This is a genomic window from Shewanella aestuarii, from assembly GCF_011765625.1.
Taxonomy (GTDB): Bacteria; Pseudomonadota; Gammaproteobacteria; order Enterobacterales; family Shewanellaceae; genus Shewanella; species Shewanella aestuarii_A.
Map to the genome: position 1 here is coordinate 496,946 of NZ_CP050313.1, position 18,530 is coordinate 515,475.

General features: G+C 41.3%; 19 protein-coding genes. 11 read left to right on the top strand and 8 right to left on the bottom strand.

Translation table 11 applies throughout. The features are described 5' to 3' along the window. Window positions 1-4: 4 nt before the first annotated feature. Window positions 5-322 carry a putative quinol monooxygenase gene (locus tag HBH39_RS02325; protein WP_167675252.1) on the top strand — a complete coding sequence of 106 codons (318 nt, stop codon included), beginning with the start codon at window positions 5-7 and terminating at the stop codon, window positions 320-322. Window positions 323-388: 66 nt separating this feature from the next. Here HBH39_RS02325 and HBH39_RS02330 read toward each other — a convergent pair whose 3' ends face one another. Beyond that, a complete protein-coding gene (locus HBH39_RS02330) occupies window positions 389-643 on the bottom strand; it encodes a hypothetical protein (protein ID WP_167675254.1) in 255 nt (84 codons plus the stop codon). A gap of 161 nt (window positions 644-804) precedes the next feature. On the opposite strand from HBH39_RS02330, the gene HBH39_RS02335 reads away from it, so the two are divergent. Further along, a complete protein-coding gene (locus tag HBH39_RS02335) occupies window positions 805-1,683 on the top strand; it encodes a radical SAM protein (protein ID WP_167675256.1) in 879 nt (292 codons plus the stop codon). A gap of 42 nt (window positions 1,684-1,725) precedes the next feature. Continuing rightward, window positions 1,726-2,187, top strand: a complete 462-nt coding sequence (locus tag HBH39_RS02340) for a GNAT family N-acetyltransferase (protein ID WP_167675257.1) — start codon at window positions 1,726-1,728, stop codon at window positions 2,185-2,187. Between the two features lie 59 nt (window positions 2,188-2,246). Here the strand turns inward: HBH39_RS02340 and HBH39_RS02345 are convergent, their stop codons facing one another. Continuing rightward, window positions 2,247-3,080, bottom strand: a complete 834-nt coding sequence (locus HBH39_RS02345) for a mechanosensitive ion channel family protein (protein ID WP_167675258.1) — start codon at window positions 3,078-3,080, stop codon at window positions 2,247-2,249. A 155-nt stretch (window positions 3,081-3,235) separates the two neighbouring features. Between HBH39_RS02345 and HBH39_RS02350 the strand changes: the two genes are divergently transcribed. Both HBH39_RS02350 and HBH39_RS02355 read left to right on the top strand, forming a co-directional pair. Further along, on the top strand, window positions 3,236-3,706 hold the full coding sequence (locus tag HBH39_RS02350) for a hypothetical protein (protein ID WP_167675259.1): 471 nt from the start codon (window positions 3,236-3,238) through the stop codon (window positions 3,704-3,706). A gap of 285 nt (window positions 3,707-3,991) precedes the next feature. Further along, complete coding sequence (locus HBH39_RS02355) at window positions 3,992-5,167, top strand: type III PLP-dependent enzyme (protein ID WP_167675260.1); 1,176 nt, start codon at window positions 3,992-3,994, stop codon at window positions 5,165-5,167. Window positions 5,168-5,276: 109 nt separating this feature from the next. Here HBH39_RS02355 and HBH39_RS02360 read toward each other — a convergent pair whose 3' ends face one another. After that, window positions 5,277-5,501, bottom strand: coding sequence for a YdcH family protein (locus HBH39_RS02360; RefSeq protein WP_167675261.1), 225 nt, complete (start codon window positions 5,499-5,501; stop codon window positions 5,277-5,279). 303 nt (window positions 5,502-5,804) lie between these two features. On the opposite strand from HBH39_RS02360, the gene udp reads away from it, so the two are divergent. The 4 genes from udp (at window position 5,805) to HBH39_RS02380 (ending at window position 9,222) form a co-directional block, all read left to right on the top strand. Next, entirely contained in the window at window positions 5,805-6,563 is a 759-nt protein-coding gene (gene udp / locus HBH39_RS02365; RefSeq protein WP_167675262.1) for a uridine phosphorylase, read from the top strand. A gap of 289 nt (window positions 6,564-6,852) precedes the next feature. Further along, window positions 6,853-7,308 (top strand): NfeD family protein, encoded by a 456-nt coding sequence (locus tag HBH39_RS02370; protein ID WP_167675263.1) that lies wholly within the window; start codon window positions 6,853-6,855, stop codon window positions 7,306-7,308. A gap of 43 nt (window positions 7,309-7,351) precedes the next feature. After that, the gene (locus HBH39_RS02375; RefSeq protein ID WP_167675264.1) at window positions 7,352-8,287 is read left to right on the top strand and encodes an SPFH domain-containing protein; all 936 of its coding nucleotides are present in this window, start codon (window positions 7,352-7,354) and stop codon (window positions 8,285-8,287) included. Then, entirely contained in the window at window positions 8,287-9,222 is a 936-nt protein-coding gene (locus tag HBH39_RS02380; protein WP_167675265.1) for an SPFH domain-containing protein, read from the top strand. The genes HBH39_RS02375 and HBH39_RS02380 overlap by 1 nt, the downstream gene beginning before the upstream one ends. A gap of 105 nt (window positions 9,223-9,327) precedes the next feature. Here the strand turns inward: HBH39_RS02380 and HBH39_RS02385 are convergent, their stop codons facing one another. Next, window positions 9,328-10,209 (bottom strand): LysR family transcriptional regulator, encoded by an 882-nt coding sequence (locus HBH39_RS02385; protein ID WP_167675267.1) that lies wholly within the window; start codon window positions 10,207-10,209, stop codon window positions 9,328-9,330. Window positions 10,210-10,427: 218 nt separating this feature from the next. Between HBH39_RS02385 and uvrD the strand changes: the two genes are divergently transcribed. After that, window positions 10,428-12,611: a DNA helicase II gene (uvrD, locus tag HBH39_RS02390; RefSeq protein ID WP_167675269.1), complete on the top strand. Its 2,184-nt coding sequence runs from the start codon at window positions 10,428-10,430 to the stop codon at window positions 12,609-12,611. Window positions 12,612-12,621: 10 nt separating this feature from the next. Beyond that, complete coding sequence (gene ubiA / locus HBH39_RS02395; protein WP_432280134.1) at window positions 12,622-13,488, top strand: 4-hydroxybenzoate octaprenyltransferase; 867 nt, start codon at window positions 12,622-12,624, stop codon at window positions 13,486-13,488. A gap of 299 nt (window positions 13,489-13,787) precedes the next feature. Here the strand turns inward: ubiA and HBH39_RS02400 are convergent, their stop codons facing one another. From HBH39_RS02400 to ubiD, 4 genes are all read right to left on the bottom strand, one after another. Further along, a complete protein-coding gene (locus HBH39_RS02400; protein WP_167675271.1) occupies window positions 13,788-14,366 on the bottom strand; it encodes a nucleoside triphosphate pyrophosphohydrolase family protein in 579 nt (192 codons plus the stop codon). A gap of 15 nt (window positions 14,367-14,381) precedes the next feature. Next, window positions 14,382-15,920 (bottom strand): methyl-accepting chemotaxis protein, encoded by a 1,539-nt coding sequence (locus tag HBH39_RS02405; protein ID WP_167675273.1) that lies wholly within the window; start codon window positions 15,918-15,920, stop codon window positions 14,382-14,384. A gap of 292 nt (window positions 15,921-16,212) precedes the next feature. After that, window positions 16,213-16,911 (bottom strand): NAD(P)H-flavin reductase, encoded by a 699-nt coding sequence (gene fre / locus HBH39_RS02410; RefSeq protein WP_167675275.1) that lies wholly within the window; start codon window positions 16,909-16,911, stop codon window positions 16,213-16,215. Window positions 16,912-17,020: 109 nt separating this feature from the next. Next, window positions 17,021-18,502: a 4-hydroxy-3-polyprenylbenzoate decarboxylase gene (gene ubiD / locus HBH39_RS02415; RefSeq protein ID WP_167675277.1), complete on the bottom strand. Its 1,482-nt coding sequence runs from the start codon at window positions 18,500-18,502 to the stop codon at window positions 17,021-17,023. Window positions 18,503-18,530 lie beyond the last annotated feature (28 nt).

Genomic DNA, 18,530 nt, shown 5'->3' on the forward strand with positions numbered 1-18,530 from the left:
AACCATGTCAGATTTCGTGATTAACAAAACTCAATTAGTTTGTGTTGCCCAATTTGTGGCCAAACCAGGAAAGCGTGATGCGCTGACAGCCGCTTTAGCGGCATTAATTCCTGCAACCAGACGTGAACCGGGTTGTATTCGTTACGAGTTAAATGTCAGCTTAGAAGATGAAAATAAAGTGGCGTTTGTCGAAAAGTTTGTTGATAAAGCCGCATTTGATGAGCATTGTGCATCGCAGGCAATTCAGGATTACTTTAACAAGGTGATGCCTGAGCTAGTGGAATCTCACCATGTGGAAATCTTTAACCAAGTGATTGCTTAATGGGTAATAGCAAAATTCATAAAGAGTGTTAAAACACTCTTTATTTGTCATTCGGAACAACTTGCTTTAATGAGTTTGGCGCAAGGTGAGTTTAGGGCGTAAATCCACTTCACCGTCAGGGTGAATAATCGCAATATCATCTTGTTGCGACACAAAAGCCACAGGGCCATTTAAAGTGTGGCGCACAAACAGCAAGCGGTAACCAAATCTGTGTAGGTCATAGAGGGCGAGCTTTTGTTCTGCTGATGTCATTTCCCAATGGTCTTCATTAGATAGCGAAGCTGTGCGACGTTCACTGATATCTTGAGCTGTTTGAGCCATAGCAATATATCCAGAATTGAATTGTTAACTTATTGTTATCGCATTAATATAACAATAATTAAACTAAATGGTAGTACTTTTTGATGATCGAAAACGAGCATGATTTGTCGATTATATGAGCTAAATCATTATTTGGATCAAAAAAGTCATTAGGAGGCAGATTGCTGCGTTATATCGAACCGGTATTTAGACCACCCTCTGAGTGGAAGTCACTAATTTTACAAGTCACTAATGGCTGTAGTTGGAATAACTGCAGTTTTTGCGACATGTATACCCAACCGCAAAAGCAGTTTAGAGCACAAAAGCTTGATAAAATTGAGCAAGATATTTTGACGGCTGCGTCATCAGGCTACCCTGTCTCACGGGTGTTTCTAGCCGATGGTGATGCCATGAGCCTGCCTTTCAATCGTTTAAAGGCTATCTGCGAGTTAATCAATATTCATTTACCTTCAGTGACTCGGATCAGTAGTTATTGCTTGCCTCGTAACTTAAAAAATAAAACGGGTGACCAACTGGCGGAACTAAAAGCCATGGGGTTATCACTGTTATATGTAGGTTGTGAAAGTGGTGATAATGAAGTATTGAGGCGTATTCAAAAAGGTGAAGATTATCAATCGTCACTTGAGGCGTTAAGCAAAATTCGTCAAGCGGGGATGAAGTCATCAGTGATGATTTTAATGGGGTTAGGCGGTAAAGCCTTATCAACCCAGCATGCAATCGCCTCAGCCAAATTAATGAATGCCACCCAGCCAGATTACTTATCTACATTAGTGGTGACATTACCTTTGGGTACTGAGCGTATGGATGCAGCATTTGATGGTAAGTTTGTGTTACCTGATCAGCGCGGGCTGTTGCAAGAAATGCACACCTTACTGAGTCACCTCGAGCTAGATAAAACCATTTTTAGATCCGATCACGCATCTAATTATCTGGTATTAAAAGGGGTACTTGGCAAAGACAAGCCTCAACTTGTTAATCAAGTAGCCCAAGCATTACAAGGCATGGTGCCATTAAGACAAGAGTGGCAACGAGGCTTGTAATCAAGTTTTTAACCTCAAGATAGGATTATTGGGAATAATAATATGGATATTAAAATTGATGATCTTAGCGGGCCTGAAATCGCAGCACTGCTTAATGAACACTTGCAAGATATGTATGCCACCTCGCCAGCAGAAAGCGTACATGCCCTTGATTTAAGTAAATTACGCCAACCAGAAATCACTTTTTGGACGGTTTGGGATAGCAACCAATTGATGGGCTGCGGAGCCATAAAACGTTTGTCTGCCAATCACGCTGAAATTAAATCAATGCGAGTGGCCAATGCACATCGCCGCAAAGGAGTGGCAGCTAAGTTACTGCAACACATGTTAACCCATGCTCAACAACAGCAATATCAGTTGCTGAGTTTAGAAACCGGCACCATGGCCTTTTTTGAGCCTGCGCGACAGCTGTATCGTCAATTTGGTTTTGAAGTGGGTGATAAATTTGCCGATTACCTAGATGACCCCAATAGTATGTTTATGCACAAAGTCTTGGGCAAATAAACACAATTAGGGGCATTTGAGTCATTAATCACAAACTAAATGCCCCTAAACTATGTGGGTTAATGCTGAATATGGATTTCACGCACTGGGCAAGGGATGCTAATGTTAGCTTTGCTTAATGCACTAATAATAGATTGATTAGTTTGATATTTTGCTTGGAAGTAGTTGGCTGTAGGAACCCAATAACGAATGCCAATCTCCATCCCAATACTGTTAAAACCATTAATGCCAACGAGCGGTGCGGGTTGCTGATTGACCATCTCAGAGCTTGCTAATGCTTGTTGAATAATGCCCACAACTTTATTGCTATCTGCTTGATACTCGATATTAATTTTATTCTCTACCAACTTGTATTCAAATGAGTTATGTAAAATCTCACCCACAATGTGCTTATTGGGGATGCTAATTTGCTCGCCTTCTTCATTGGTTAAAATGGTCAAGCCGAGTTTGATTTCTGTCACCACACCACTAACATTTTTAATTTCAATGGTATTACCGACCACAAATGGGCGAGTCACAATAATGGTGACACCGGCAGCATAATTAGACAGCATGCCTTGTAAGGCTAAACCAGCACCCAGTGAAGCCGCACCAATGGCGGCAACCATAGGAGTAACACTGATCCCCAACTTACCCAATGCCACCACTGCAACCATAATGATAATTATGATCCGCACTAGATTCGAAGTGAAATTACTCAAGGTAATATCAATGTTGTGCTTAACAAATTGAGCAGCAACAAAATTAGATACTTTGTTGGCGACCCACAGCCCAAGTAGAAAAATTAATAATGCACCGACTAGTTGAAAACTATACTGCACTAAAAACTCAGTGATTAGGGTATAAACGTTTTGCAGTTGTTCAAGTTCTTGTTCTAAGCTGGCCTGGTCCATGGGGCATCCTTATTTAATGCAAACACTAATTTTTTTGTGAGCTATATCATAACAAGTTTATGAGTTTAAAAGATAATCTGCTTATTCAGACAGTTTTCACAATCGACTGCTATTTTGCCTAGTAAGATAACTTTTTATCATCTATTGGAGTCATTATGCGTCATTTTATTTTACTACTCAGTTTGATATTTACCAGTGTGTCAGCTCAAGCTGCTGCCGAACAACAATGGCTAAAAGTGGGCGATAAGTTAGCCCCGATTAGCTTGCAAGATCAGTTTGATAAGCCAATTGAAGTTACCGCAAAAACTACAATGCTGATTTTTAGTCGTGATATGGATGGTGGTGAAGTGGTTCAGGCAGCTTTTGCTGAAGCACCAAAAGAACAGTGGCCGCAAAACATGGTTTATATTGCCGATATTAGTGGTATGCCGTCTTTAATTGCTAAGTTTATCGCTGTGCCGAAAATGAAAGATTATCCATTTGTACTCGGGCTTGATAGAGAAGGCGCGGCGACTGCAAACCTACCAACAACCGAAAAGCAAGCAACCATCATCAAACTGAATCAATTAGAAGTGATCTCAATTGAGCAAGTAGCAGATGCTAATCTGTTGATTAAAAAGTGGTAAAGAAGCATTTTTTGTAATTAGAAAAAGTCGAAATACTCATTAATTACGCCCAGTTTTTATAGGTCAGATACAGTAGTTTTAAAGCCAATTTCTTTGTGAAATTGGCTTTTTTATTGCTGGAATAAAAAATTGCTATTTTTGCATAAAAATTCGTTGCATCTAGGGTGAAAATATCGTTTACTGCGCATGTTTTTACGCTGATGTAAGAACAAAGTTAACCATGTTAATTTTGAACTGTCACTTTTGCTTAAATTTTATGCCCAACTTAGAGGAGGCACTGGCCTAATGAGCCAATTTCAAACTATTGATGTAGCTGATTATTATGACAAAGACACTTTCGCCCGCATTGAAGCATTTGCGAAAGATAAACCGACGCCGTTTGTTGTCATTGATACACAAATCGTTGCAAAACAATACGATGATATGGTTAGTAATTTTCCGTTCGCTAACGTGTATTACGCGGTAAAAGCTAACCCAGCAAAAGAAATTTTAACCTTGTTGCGTGACAAAGGCTCAAACTTTGATATCGCTTCAATTTATGAATTAAAAATGGTGACAGATATTGGTGTAAGCACTGACAGAGTCAGTTATGGCAACACCATTAAAAAGCGCGCTGATGTTCGTGCTTTTTATCAGCAAGGCGTGCGCATGTTTGCCTCTGATTCTGAAGCCGATTTACGTATGATTGCACAAGAAGCTCCCGGTTCAAAAGTGTATGTTCGTATTTTAACTGAAGGCACCCATACCGCTGATTGGCCTTTGTCTCGTAAGTTTGGCTGTCAAAATGAAATGGCCTACGACTTATTAGTATTAGCCAAAGAGCTAGGCTTGGTACCTCATGGTATCTCGTTCCATGTTGGTTCACAGCAACGTGATATTGGTGCGTGGGATTCTGCCATTGGTAAAGTGAAAAGCATTTTTGATCGTCTACGTGATGAGCATGACATTGTGCTAAAAATGATTAACTTAGGTGGTGGTTTTCCTGCTAATTATTTAGATAAAACCAATGAGTTAGCCACTTATGCGCAGCAAATTAAGCACTTTTTACATGAAGACTTTGGTGATGAATTACCCGAGATCATTTTAGAGCCGGGCCGATCTTTATTATCTAATGCCGGTGTATTGGTGTCGGAAGTGGTATTGATTTCACGTAAATCTCATACCGCTCTAGAGCGCTGGGTATTTACTGATGTTGGTAAGTTTTCTGGTTTGATTGAAACCATGGATGAAGCGATTAAGTTCCCCATCTACACCCATCGTAAAGGTGAGTTAGATAAATGCGTTATTGCTGGGCCAACTTGTGACAGTGCAGACATTATGTACGAGCATTACAGCTATGGTTTACCTATTGATTTAGCCATTGGCGACCGTATGTATTGGTTAACGGCTGGGGCGTACACCACGACTTATTCAGCGGTGTGCTTTAATGGTTTTCCACCATTAAAAGATTACTACCTTTAAGGTGTTAAGTCGTTAATGCTGTTGACTTAACCAAGTCATTTAACACTAAAAATAAAGGACGCTTCGGCGTCCTTTAATGTTTGCGGGTAAACCTTACTCAATCGCCGGATTAAGCTGATTGTGCATCATGCTTTTTCAAAATTTGGTAAATTTCTTCTTTTAAATGGAGTTTCTTAGACTTTAAGATTTTCACTTCTGGTGTGGTGTCACTACTACTATGTGCTTCGTGTTGTTTGATTTCTTCATCTAACTGATTATGTTCATCAAATTTACGTAAAAAGTGCGCATCTGAAGTTTTTAGTTTAGTGATTAGTTCGCGGTACTCTGGAAACATAGTTAAGCTCCTTGCTATTGAATTCAAAATTGTTCTTTAGGTTTACCCTAGTCCTAATTTTGATTTTTTAAATTGATGTAAATCAATTTACAGCAAATTCACAAAAATATTTTTTGTCGTCACTATTATTTGTCATACTCAATATTCTGGCATTTTAGATGTCGTTTATTTGTAACCTTTTTATGACAACTTAATCATCATAAAAAGAGAATTGTGATCAAGTTAACCTTTTATGATGGTATAGTAGGTTACAGTTTACGAAACACAGCGTTTCATTTTAAAGATAATTAAAAGGGGTTCAGCATGTCTGAAGTATTCCACTTAGGTTTGACCAAAAAAATGCTAGATGGCGCGACATTAGCAATTGTGCCTGGTGATCCAGAGCGTGTTAAGCGCATTGCTGAACTTATGGACGATGCCACTTTTTTAGCCAGTCATCGTGAATATACTAGCTATCTAGCATACATTGATGGCAAGCCTGTTGTGGTTTGTTCAACGGGGATTGGTGGTCCTTCAACCTCTATTGCAGTTGAAGAATTAGCTCAACTCGGTGTCACTACCTTTTTACGTGTTGGTACCACAGGTGCGATTCAGCCAAATGTAAACGTAGGTGATGTGATTGTGACTCAGGCATCGGTGCGTTTAGATGGCGCTAGTTTACATTTTGCGCCACTTGAATTTCCTGCTGCTGCTAATTTTGAGTGTACTACCGCAATGGTTGCAGCATGTCGTGAAGCCGGGGTTGAACCGCATGTGGGTATTACAGCCTCTTCAGACACTTTCTACCCAGGTCAAGAACGTTATGACACAGTTTCAGGCCGAGTTACTCAACGCTTTGTGGGGTCAATGAAAGAATGGCAATCAATGGGCGTGCTTAATTACGAAATGGAGTCAGCAACATTATTTACTATGTGTGCCACTCAAGGCTGGCGTGCGGCATGTGTTGCCGGTGTGATCGTTAACCGTACTCAACAAGAAATTCCTGATGAAGCCACAATGAAGCAAACTGAAGTCAGTGCTGTGTCTATTGTTGTTGCAGCCGCTAAAAAGCTGCTTAGCTAAATCAAGCGATTTTTTTGAGTCAATCTAACGCCTAATTGTGCAAACAATTGGGCGTTTTTTATATTCTTCCCCTTTTTTGCATCGTCAGATTTATCTTAGTCAGCCAGCCTTTGTTTGATAATTTCTTGCTAGATATTTTGAAACAATTTTTAATCACATCAAGATAGATCTTTGATCAAATATCACTTTGCATTTCATGATTCCTACTGTATGGTTGACATAATATGTCGCATTTTTTAATTTATTTTTAAGATTGTTGGCATGGGTCTCTATCTTCAGGAGGGAGAGTATGGAGCTTGAAAATCCTATTACTGTTTGGGTATGCCTTGGCATTATCTTGATGTTAGCCGAAATCATTATTCCAGGCGGTATCGTCATATTACTGGGTTCGGCTTGCTTAGTGGTGGCCTTAGCTTTAGCGACTGGCATTGTTGAAGGAATTGCGCAAAGTTTAACCTTATGGTTTATCACATCCATGGTGTTGTTACTTAGCTTTCGCCATGTGACTCAACAAATGGTTGGTGGTGATTCCCATGTAGGCAATACAGATGAAGAGCTTGATCTTTATAACCAAATTGCTGTGGTCAAAGAAGCTATCGGACCTGGACAGCAAACAGGGCGGATACACTGCTTAGGATCAGATTGGACCGCATTAGGTGATGGCTCTGAAATTAAAGCGGGCAGTAAAGTTAGAATTATATGTCGGGAAAACATTGCGTTAGTGGTTGAACCCTTGGTGGAATAATCCACTGATGTCGCCATTGATGTTGAACTAAAAGGAATAAATTATGTTCTTGATCACCTTATTATTTTTGTTTGTATTATTTATTTTATATAAATTGATGCTGATAGTACCGATGCGTGAAGTGCATGTTATTGAGCGCTTAGGTAAGTTTCGTACTGTGCTACAGCCCGGATTCCACTTTCTAATTCCTTTCTTTGATCGTGTTGCGTATCGCCATGACACTCGCGAAGAAGTGTTAGATGTGCCGCCTCAAAGTTGTATTTCTAAAGATAACACTCAGTTAGAAGTGGATGGCTTAGTATATTTAAAAGTGATGGACGGTAAATTAGCCAGTTATGGTATTGAAAATTATCGTCGTGCTGCGGTTAACCTTGCACAAACCACGATGCGTTCTGAAATAGGTAAACTGACCTTATCTCAAACCTTTTCAGAGCGTGACAGCCTTAACGAATCCATTGTACGTGAAATCGATAAAGCCTCTGATCCTTGGGGGATCAAAGTGTTGCGGTACGAGATCAAAAACATTACCCCTTCGCACCATGTTATTCATACCCTTGAAAAACAAATGGAAGCCGAGCGCCGTAAACGGGCTGAAATCACGCTCGCTAATGCTGAAAAAGCGGCAATGATTAATATGTCGCAAGGCGAACGCCAAGAAGCGATTAATTTATCTGAAGGACAAAAACAAAAACGCATTAATGAAGCCGTGGGGACAGGTAAAGAGATCTCGATTATTGCCAATGCTAAAGCTGAAGGGATGGAGATGATCTGCAAGGCATTAGCGGTTAATGGCGGTAATGATGCTATGAACATGCTGCTTAAAGAGCAATTCATCAGCCAAGTGGGTAAGATTTTAGCGGAATCACAAGTCTCAGTTGTACCAGCGGAAATGGCTAAGCTTGAAGGTTTTTTTGAAGGTATGGAGCAAGTGACGCATGCGGTATCGGGTTCACAATCAACAGCAAAAGGAGCGCGCTAATGATTAACGGTGTAGATACAGACTTAATTGTCATGGGTATTTGGGGCATTATTTTTGCCATTTTTGTGTTGAAACTATTTCAGTCTATTTGTTTAGTACCTACTAAATCTGCCTATATTGTTGAGCGCTTAGGTAAGTACAAATCCACCTTAGATGCAGGTTTCCATGCTTTAGTGCCGTTTGTGGATAAAGTTGCCTACATACATGACTTAAAAGAAGAAACGATTGATGTTCCTCCGCAAGAGTGTTTTTCAAGTGATGAAGTGAATGTAGAAGTTGATGGGGTCATTTATATTTCAGTCACAGACCCCGTTAAGGCCAGTTACGGTATAACCGATTACCGTTATGCAGCAATTCAGTTGGCACAAACCACAACGCGTTCAGTCATTGGTACTTTGGATTTAGATCGCACCTTTGAAGAGCGCGATCTGATTTCAGCCAAAGTGGTAGAAGTATTAGACGAAGCGGGTGCCATGTGGGGCATTCGGGTGCATCGTTACGAGATAAAAAATATCACCCCACCAGAAACCGTTAAAAATGCTATGGAAATGCAAGTTAACGCTGAACGTGAACGCCGCGCCTTACTGGCAAAAAGTGAAGGTGACAAGCAAAGTAAAATCAACCGTTCAGAAGGTGTGATGGCAGAAACCATTAACCGCTCAGAAGGTGAAATGCAACGCCGTATTAATGAGGCCGAAGGTAAAGCGCAAGAGATTTTAACCTTAGCGAAAGCGACTTCTGAATCTATTGAGCGTTTAGCGTCGGTCATTTCATCACAAGGGGGGCAAAGTGCCTTGCGTATGCAACTTGGTGAACAATATATGAAGCAACTTGATGGGTTAAGTAAACAAGATAGCCGTATTGTATTGCCCGGCAATTTAGTGAACTTTGAATATTGGATGGACAGCATTGGTTTGAAAGACGATAAAAAATAAATTTATAATTAGTATGTAAAATGGGCTAACCGAAAGGTTAGCCCATTTTTTTAGCGTCAGTTTAAATGATTTATTTGAGAAGTTCGGGTCGGTTTTGCGTTATGCCTATATAGATTCTTTAGCTTCCCGCAGAATATATTCCATAAATACATTTGCTGCAGTCGATAGGCTGCTGTTATTAGGGTAAATCAAATTAATATCGGTAAATCCAGCACTTAACTCTGGTAGTACGTTAATCAGTTGCTGGCTAGCGACTGCATCATTGGCAATCGTTTGTGGCAATAAAGTAATCCCTGCACCGCCTAAGCAAAAGTTATACAGGGAGTTAAAGTCACTACAAGTCACTTTATGATTAACGCTAATACTAGCGTGTTGAAACTGCCAAGTATTTTCAACTAAGCCATTGGCTGCGCGAAAACCCAATAAGGAGTGATATTGCAAGTCATCCATAGTTTCAATGACTGAAGACTTTTCTAAATAACTTGGACTGGCGTATATTTTACGCTCAATAGTAGTTAATTTTTTACTGGTAAAATGACCATCATTGATTTCGCCTGCATCCATTACAAAATCTAGCCCAAGACGGGTTAACTCTTTATAACCGCCTGCTATAACAAAAATATCTAATTGCACTTGAGGGTAAGAGTGGATGAAGTCAGCAATTTGCTTGTCCATAATTTTATCAACAAAGGGCAGCAAACCAATGCGTAATCGACCCTGAACCTCGTTATATCGATTTTTAAATACAAAAGCGGCATTTTGCAGTTGCTTGAGTAGTGGTTCAACTTGCTCTAAATACAACTCGCCGGAAGGGGTTAACGACATGGCACGGGTGGTACGGGTAAACAGCGGTGCGCCAAGTTGACGCTCAAGCTCGGCTATTTTGCGGCTAACAAGGGCGCGACGAGTATCTAATGATTGCGCAGCTTTTGAAAAACTCCCCAGTTTTGCAACAGTAACAAATAGCTCCAAATCATTGATATTCAAAATATTAAAACCCTGATAGCGAAAAGACGATTTATAGTAGTTTTCACACTGATTTTTGTCAATTTGACTGATAACTCAGTATTGAATAGCGCACATAAGTTAACCGAAATCGACCACTTATTACCCATAAAGATGCAAAGCTTCAGAAAACGGCTGGCTATCATCGCATCTTTACCTCACTCAGGTATATAATGCCAAGCAGATTTTTGGGAGGAAAAATGGACGTATCATCATTATTAGACGGCCTAAATGACAAGCAGCGTGAAGCCGTAGGCGCACCTTTATCCAATATGTTGGTGCTCGCCGGTGCCGGTAGCGGAAAAACGCGGGTGCTAACTCACCGAATTGCTTGGTTAATGCAGGTTGAGCAGCAAAGTCCATATTCCATCTTAGCGGTTACTTTTACCAACAAAGCCGCAGCTGAAATGCGCGAGCGAGTTGAAAAAGTGGTTGGCAGCAACATGGGGCGCATGTGGATAGGTACTTTCCACGGTTTAGCCCATCGTATTTTACGCACTCATTTTCAAGATGCTAACTTACCGCAAAGCTTCCAAATTATTGATTCTGATGATCAGCTAAGGCTATTAAAGCGAATTTTGAAAAGCCTTAACTTGGATGAAAAGCAATACCCACCGCGTCAAGCTCAGGGGTATATTAATGGTAAAAAAGATCAAGGTTTACGCCCAAAACATATTGATGCTGGTGGGTTTCCTATTGAACAGAATTTATTAAACATTTACAAAATTTACCAAGAGTCGTGCGATCGCGCAGGGTTGGTGGATTTTGCCGAAATTCTGTTACGTGCCCATGAGCTGTGGCTCAATAAACCACATTTGCTTGCCCATTACCAAGAGCGTTTTCGTCATATTTTGGTGGATGAGTTCCAAGATACGAACGCGATTCAATATGCATGGATCAGAGTGTTAGCAGGCAATACCGCTAACGTGATGATTGTGGGTGACGATGACCAATCTATCTACGGCTGGCGCGGGGCGCAAATTGAAAACTTGCATCGTTTTTTAAAAGATTTCCCTGGTGCAGAAACAATTCGCCTTGAGCAAAACTACCGCTCAACAGCCAATATTTTGAATGCCTCAAACGAACTGATCGCCAACAATCCTGATCGATTAGGCAAAAAGCTATGGACTGAAGATAAAGACGGCGAGCCGATTTCAGTTTATTGCGCCTTTAATGAAATGGATGAAGCTAAGTTTATTGTTGGCCGAATTAATGATTGGCACGACAAGGGCGGTAGTCTTAGTGATTGTGCTATTTTGTATCGCTCAAATGCTCAGTCGCGGGTATTAGAAGAAGCCTTATTGCATCGGGGTATCGCCTATCGAATTTATGGTGGATTACGCTTCTTCGAACGCCAAGAAATTAAAGATGCCATGGGATATATGCGTCTTATCAACAATAAAGATGACGATGCCGCCTTTGAGCGAGTGGTGAATACGCCTACCCGTGGCATTGGCGATCGCACCTTAGAAATTATCCGCTCGACAGCCAGACAGCATCAATTAACCCTATGGCAAGCTAGTTTACGTTTATTAGATGAAAAAGTACTTGCTGGCCGTGCAGCTAATGCTGTGCGCGGTTTTATGGATTTAATCATCAATATGCGTACCGATACCGCAGATATGCTGCTATATCGTATGACTGATAGCGTGATAAATACCTCTGGTCTGCGCTCCATGTACGAAGCCGAAAAAGGCGAGAAAGCCCAAGCACGTATTGAAAACTTAAACGAGTTAGTGACTGCTGCGCGTAGTTTTGAAATGCCCGAAGAGCTTGAAGATATGGGCGAGCTAAACGCCTTTTTATCTCATGCAGCATTAGAAGCGGGCGAAGGCCAAGCCGATGCCTTTACCGATGCGGTGCAATTGATGACGTTGCATTCAGCCAAAGGACTTGAGTTTCCAATGGTGTTTATGGCTGGAGTAGAAGAAGGGTTATTCCCAAGCAAAATGGCCTTAGATGAAGGCGATCGCTTAGATGAAGAACGTCGTCTTTGTTATGTTGGCATGACCCGCGCAATGCAAAAACTGTATATCAGTTATGCTGAATCACGCCGTATTTATGGCCGAGAAGATTACGCTAGTCCGTCGCGTTTTATTAATGAAATTCCTGAGAAATACGTCGAGCAAATTCGTTTGCGGGCACAAGTTTCCCCCTCAATTAGTCAACGCTATCCTGCCCGCGGTTCCACTTCAGGCTTTAAAGATAGTGCGCCTAACAGTACAGGTTTTAGTGTTGGCCAACGGGTTAAGCATTTTAAGTTTAATGAAGGTGTGGTGACAAACTTTGAAGGTACGGGTGAAAAGGCTCGCATTCAGGTGAATTTCAGCGACTTTGGCAGTAAATGGCTGCTGGTGAGTTTAGCAAAACTGGAAGCCTGTTAAGTCACAATAAATGGAGTTGTCCGTGAAGCAAAAACTAAATGCTTACGCGCGTTTAATGCGAATAGATAGACCGATTGGTACGTTGTTGTTGCTATGGCCATGTTTAATGGCGCTCATTCTAGCGGCACAAGGTATGCCTGATATTAAGGTGCTGATTATTTTTGTTTGTGGTGTGGTGGTGATGCGCGCTTGTGGCTGCATTATCAACGATTATGCCGACCGTAAATTAGATGCCCATGTTGAGCGCACTCAAATGCGACCTTTAGTATCAGGTGAGGTGAGCGTTAAAGAAGCACTGAGTTTATTTGTTATTTTAGGGTTAGTCGCGTTTAGTTTAGTGCTTTTTTTAAATACCCTAGTGGTGAAATTATCGGTTGTGGGCATTATATTGACCATTTTGTACCCGTTTATGAAGCGGGTAACCAATATGCCACAAATGTTTTTAGGGATAGTGTGGAGTTGGTCTATTCCAATGGCATACGCCGCTCAACTTGGTTATGTACCCGTTGAGGCTTGGTGGTTATTTGCGGCAAATTGGTGCTGGACTGTTGCTTACGACACCATGTATGCCATGGTTGACCGCGATGATGACTTAAAGGTTGGTATTAAATCTACGGCAATTTTGTTCGGTCAGTATGATCGTCAATGGATAGGCTTGTTTCAATTAGCCGCTTTAGGCTGTTTTATGATGGCAGGTTGGTCAGCCGAGCGAGGTTTATTTTACGCGTTAGGCTTAGTTACATTTGTAGCCTTTAGCAGTTATCAACAATGGCTAATCTATGGCCGTGAACGTGCGCCATGCTTTAAAGCATTTTTAAATAATAATTGGGCAGGTTTTGCGTTGTTTGTCGCCTTAAGTGCTGATTACTATATGTAGAGTTTTTAGATGCATATTTGCTTTTGGGGTGGCGAGTTATCTCATCGGAATATTAAATAAAAACATAGGTATAGCAAATATCGTTATAGTTTTTTTGCAGTTGTTTTATTTTAATAATCAAGATGGAAACGCTATTATATTTCACACATTAAATACACACATGCGCTTAATAAGTAAGCGCATGTTACGTGGTATTTGGTCACAATGATTAAGTGTGTTTTTAGCTGACCAATGGTTTAAGGCTTAATCCTTAATCCTTAATCCTTAATCCTTAATCCTTAATCCTTAATCCTTAATCCTTAATCCTTAACTAACGAAGTTAAATCAGCCGGGCGGTAATAAACCGACTTTAACACTTTGCCTTGGCGAACCACTTTACCGGCCATTTCGACATCTTTGGCACATTTAGCAATGATAAACTCACCTTTGCTACTGCCAACAATTTCAACACCTTGCTTAGCGTAATGTGCAATAGTTTCGTCTAATTCTTGCTGATTGCGGCACACTTTGCTCATGTTGCTTGAATGGACTTCATCCCAACAGCGAATAAAGTCGATTTCGCGGTTTTTCGCTACGTTGAGTAATAAGTCAATCAAATAGCTAATTTCTAGTCTGTCGGCGACTTTGGCGGCGCCTAAGTGCACTAAGCGCCCCATTAATACATATACCGAATCAACAATGGCATCGGCTTGTTCAACACGGCAATCTGCTTCGGCAAGTTCAGTCAGCTCTTCAATGATAAGTGAGGTGTGCAAGGTATCGGCTTTTGCATCTATGCTAGATTCATCTTCAACAGGTAAATCGAAGGTGGTTCTAAATTCAAAAATATCGCGGTACAGATGATCGTAAATCGGTTGTGTTAGTTGACTGAGCTGCATGATTAACCTTAAAAATTATCCAAATGTGTTTCTAAGCCCTTTGGCTTTTTCAGCATTTTGCTGAATATTCTGCGCTGCTGATCCTATCACAATTAGGTTATCAACATTACTTTGACTGAGTTCGCTGATTTGGTGAATATTGTGGGTCATTTCATTGGTAACCGCTTTTTGTTGTTCAGCGGCAACCGCACTTTGCTGGGTAAATTGATTAATACCGGTGACTTGCTGGTACGCTTGTTCAAATTGCTCGGCAACATGACTGATTTCATCGACACAATTGGCCGCTTGTTGTTTACTGCTTTGCATTTGTTGCGACCATTTGTTGAGCATGGTGTGCATTGATTGCACGCTTTTTGAAATAAGATCGGTGGATAACTGGGTGCGAGTCGAAAGAGCCCGTACCTCGTCGGCCACTACGGCAAAGCCGCGACCTTGCTCGCCGGCGCGGGCGGCTTCAATGGCGGCATTTAATGCTAACAAGTTGGTTTGCTCTGCGATGCCGTTAATTTCTAACATGGCATTAGCCACATTTTCTGCTTCTTTATTAAGAAGGTGTGCATTTTCAGCCGCTTCGGTGACAGAACGAGTGAGGTTTTCGATATTGTCTCGGTTCGTTTTCATGGCCCCAAGATTATCAACACATACTAGCTGAACTTGTTCAACGCTTGTTGAGGTTGATACGGCATGTTGCGCCATTTCAGCAGCGGTCATGTTCATTTCTTCGATCGCAGTGGCAATTTGATTAATTTGATCTGTTTGTTGCTCAATACTTTGATTGGCTTGTTTTGCGGTTGCTACGAGTTCATTGGCAATGCGATCAAGGTGATTGCCTTGATCTTGAGCTCGGCCAAGTACCCCTTGCATTTTGGCTTGGTTCATTTTGAGTTGAAAATCCAACACAGAGCTATTGCTGTTACCACAAAAAACTAAACGGCTAACCGAATCATAGTCATTTTTATATTGAGTAATTTTGGCAGGAATACTAAATAGCTCTTCTTTAAACAACCCAGCTAACACAACGGCAAATAAGATAAAGGCAAATGAGGCAAAGACACTTGTGCTAATTCCTAAGGTTATTGCGCCAGCCATAACCAATAAAGCGCCAATAAGCTGCTTTTGACTAAAACTCAGTGGATTGGAAATTTTTTTACCTTGAAGAATGCTTGCATAAAGGCGGGTTGCATTTTGAATATATTCAGGTTTTGCTTTAATACGAACAGATTGATAACCGGTTATTTTTCCATTTTCATATAAGGGTGAAACAAAAGCATCAACCCAATAATAACTGCCATCTTTACAACGGTTTTTAACTATGCCGCGCCATGAGTCACCGGCTTTTAATCTATCCCATAAGTCTTGAAAGGCCGCTGCGGGCATATCTGGGTGGCGGACAAGGTTATGGTTATGACTAACGAGTTCTTGTTCGCTATACCCTGAAATACGGATAAAGCATGGGTTTGCATAGGTAATAATGCCGCGAGTATCGGTAATTGAGACCAGTTCGTCGTCAGGGGCTAATTTAACTTCTTTGTTAGTGACTGGCTTATTTCGCATGTGGTAAATCCATTTATTATTGTTAATTATCGTTTTGAAACTAAAGTTGCAGGTAGTACAACTTTCAGTATAGATTTATTGGAATGTTACTGATTGGTTAACGAATTCGGTTTTGCTAATTTTAGTGGAAAACATGATCTAGTTCACTAAATATACCCGCGGCGATACAAATGGTTACATATTGAGGTGAGAGGGTGTGATGGGGAATTGCTTGTTGATATTGATAAAAAAACACCTAACATTTCGGTTAGGTATTTTTTTAAATTATTGATTTATAGTTTTATTTTATGTTCTATTTTATAAAGGCAAAGGCGTCGCCATATAAATGCGCTTCTTCAAAACCGATTTCACGGAATGCTTCGCGTGCGGCGCCAACCATATCAAAACGACCGGCGATATAAATATCGTAGCCATTTAAGCTGATAAAATCATGTTTGATTTGCTCAATGAGGTTGGCTTGCTTACCCTTCCAATCTGGGCCTGCCAGTTCAACAACGGGAATAAACTCTAACCAATCATGCTCGTTGTGCCATTGACGGGCAATAGATTGATAATACATTGCTTCTTCAGTTCGACATCCCCAATACAGTTGAGTTTTAACCTTTTGTTGAGTAGCAATCTGATCTTCGACAATACTTTTGATGTAAGAAAAACCTGTGCCGCCAGCGATCAAAATACGTGGGCGTTGGCTATCGCTGCGTAAAAATGCTTCCCCTGCCGGTGCTTCAATATCAATATGAGTGGCGGTTTGTAAGCGCTCAACCACTTGCATTGGATAGCTTTCGCTAACCGCAGCACCAATGTGAAGCTCAATTTTGTCAGCATTTGGGGCTGAGGCAATTGAAAAAGGACGTTTGTCTTTTTCGCCCATCACCACAGATAAATATTGGCCTGCTTTAAAATCAAATGTGGCTTCAGGTTTTAAGATGACTTGATAAACAGCATCATTAAACGGAGTAACTTTTTCTATCTGACAACGAATGGTTTTCATCTAACGTCCTTTGGGCCCTTTCTTTGAAGGTGTTTTATCATTTGCTAAATTATAGCGGTTATAGGGTATATATTGTTAAGACTTTTATTGGGCCTTATGGTTATTCCACCTAGAGTGTTGGTTGCTCATCTATACCTAAATCACTCCATATCTGATCAACTCTTTGTTTAACCGACTCATCCATTACAATAGGCGTACCCCATTCGCGATTTGTTTCACCTTGCCACTTGTTCGTGGCATCTAAGCCCATTTTTGAGCCAAGGCCCGCTACAGGGGAGGCAAAATCTAGGTAATCAATTGGTGTGTTATCTATCATTACGGTATCGCGTGTGGGATCCATGCGCGTGGTAATCGCCCAAATAACATCTTGCCAGTCGCGGCAATTAACATCGTCATCAACCACCACAATAAATTTGGTATACATGAATTGGCGTAAGAAAGACCATGCCCCCATCATCACCCGTTTGGCATGACCAGGGTATTGCTTACGAATTGAAATAATCGCCATGCGATATGAACAGCCTTCAGGCGGTAAATAGAAGTCGATAATTTCAGGGTATTGTTTACGTAAAATAGGCACAAAGACTTCATTTAATGCCACACCTAGCATTGCCGGTTCATCAGGTGGACGGCCGGTATAGGTGCTGTGATAAATGGCATCTTTACGATGGGTAATATGGGTGACGGTGAACACAGGGAATGAGTCTGTTTCGTTATAATAGCCTGTGTGATCACCATATGGGCCTTCTTCAGCCATTTCTTCGGGTTCAATATAGCCTTCTAAAATGATTTCGCTGGTGGCGGGGACTTCCAAATCGCAGCTTATTGCTTTGCAGACTTCGGTGCGTTCACCACGCAATAACCCTGCGAAGGCATATTCGCTCATCGCATCAGGAACTGGAGTAACAGCACCTAAAATAGTGACCGGATCACTGCCTAAAGCGACAACTACTGGGTAGCGCTCACCGGGATGTTTTTCTTTAAAATCTTTAAAGTCTAATGCCCCGCCACGGTGATCGAGCCAGCGCATAATGAGTTTGTTTTTAGCTAATAATTGCTGGCGATAAATGCCGAGGTTTTGACGTTTTTGACGTGGTCCCTTGGTGATGGTTAATCCCCAAGTGACTAGTGGCGCAACATCGCCCGGCCAGCAGTGCTGAATAGGTAAGGCGGTTAAATCAACCTCTTCTCCAGTTTTAACGACTTCTTGGCAAGGTGGATTACGAACTGTTTTGGGTGGCATGTTTAAAGCTTGTTTAAACATGGGGATTTTAGCAATGGCATCTTTAAAGCCGCGCGGTGGTTCCGGTTCTTTTAAAAAGGCTAGCAGTTCGCCCACGTCACGCAGTGTTAACGGGTCTTCTTTGCCCAGCGCCATGGCAACGCGTTTAGGGGTGCCAAATAGATTGGCTAACACTGGCATGGTGTGATTAGTGGGATTTTCGAATAATAATGCCGGGCCGCCTGAGCGTAATACTCGGTCAGCGATCTCGGTCATCTCTAAATGGGGATCGACGGGATGACTAATACGCTTTAGTTCACCATTGGCTTCAAGATGTGTGATGAAGCTGCGTAAATCCTTGAAACTCATACCTACCGCCTGTATTGCTAATCCTATG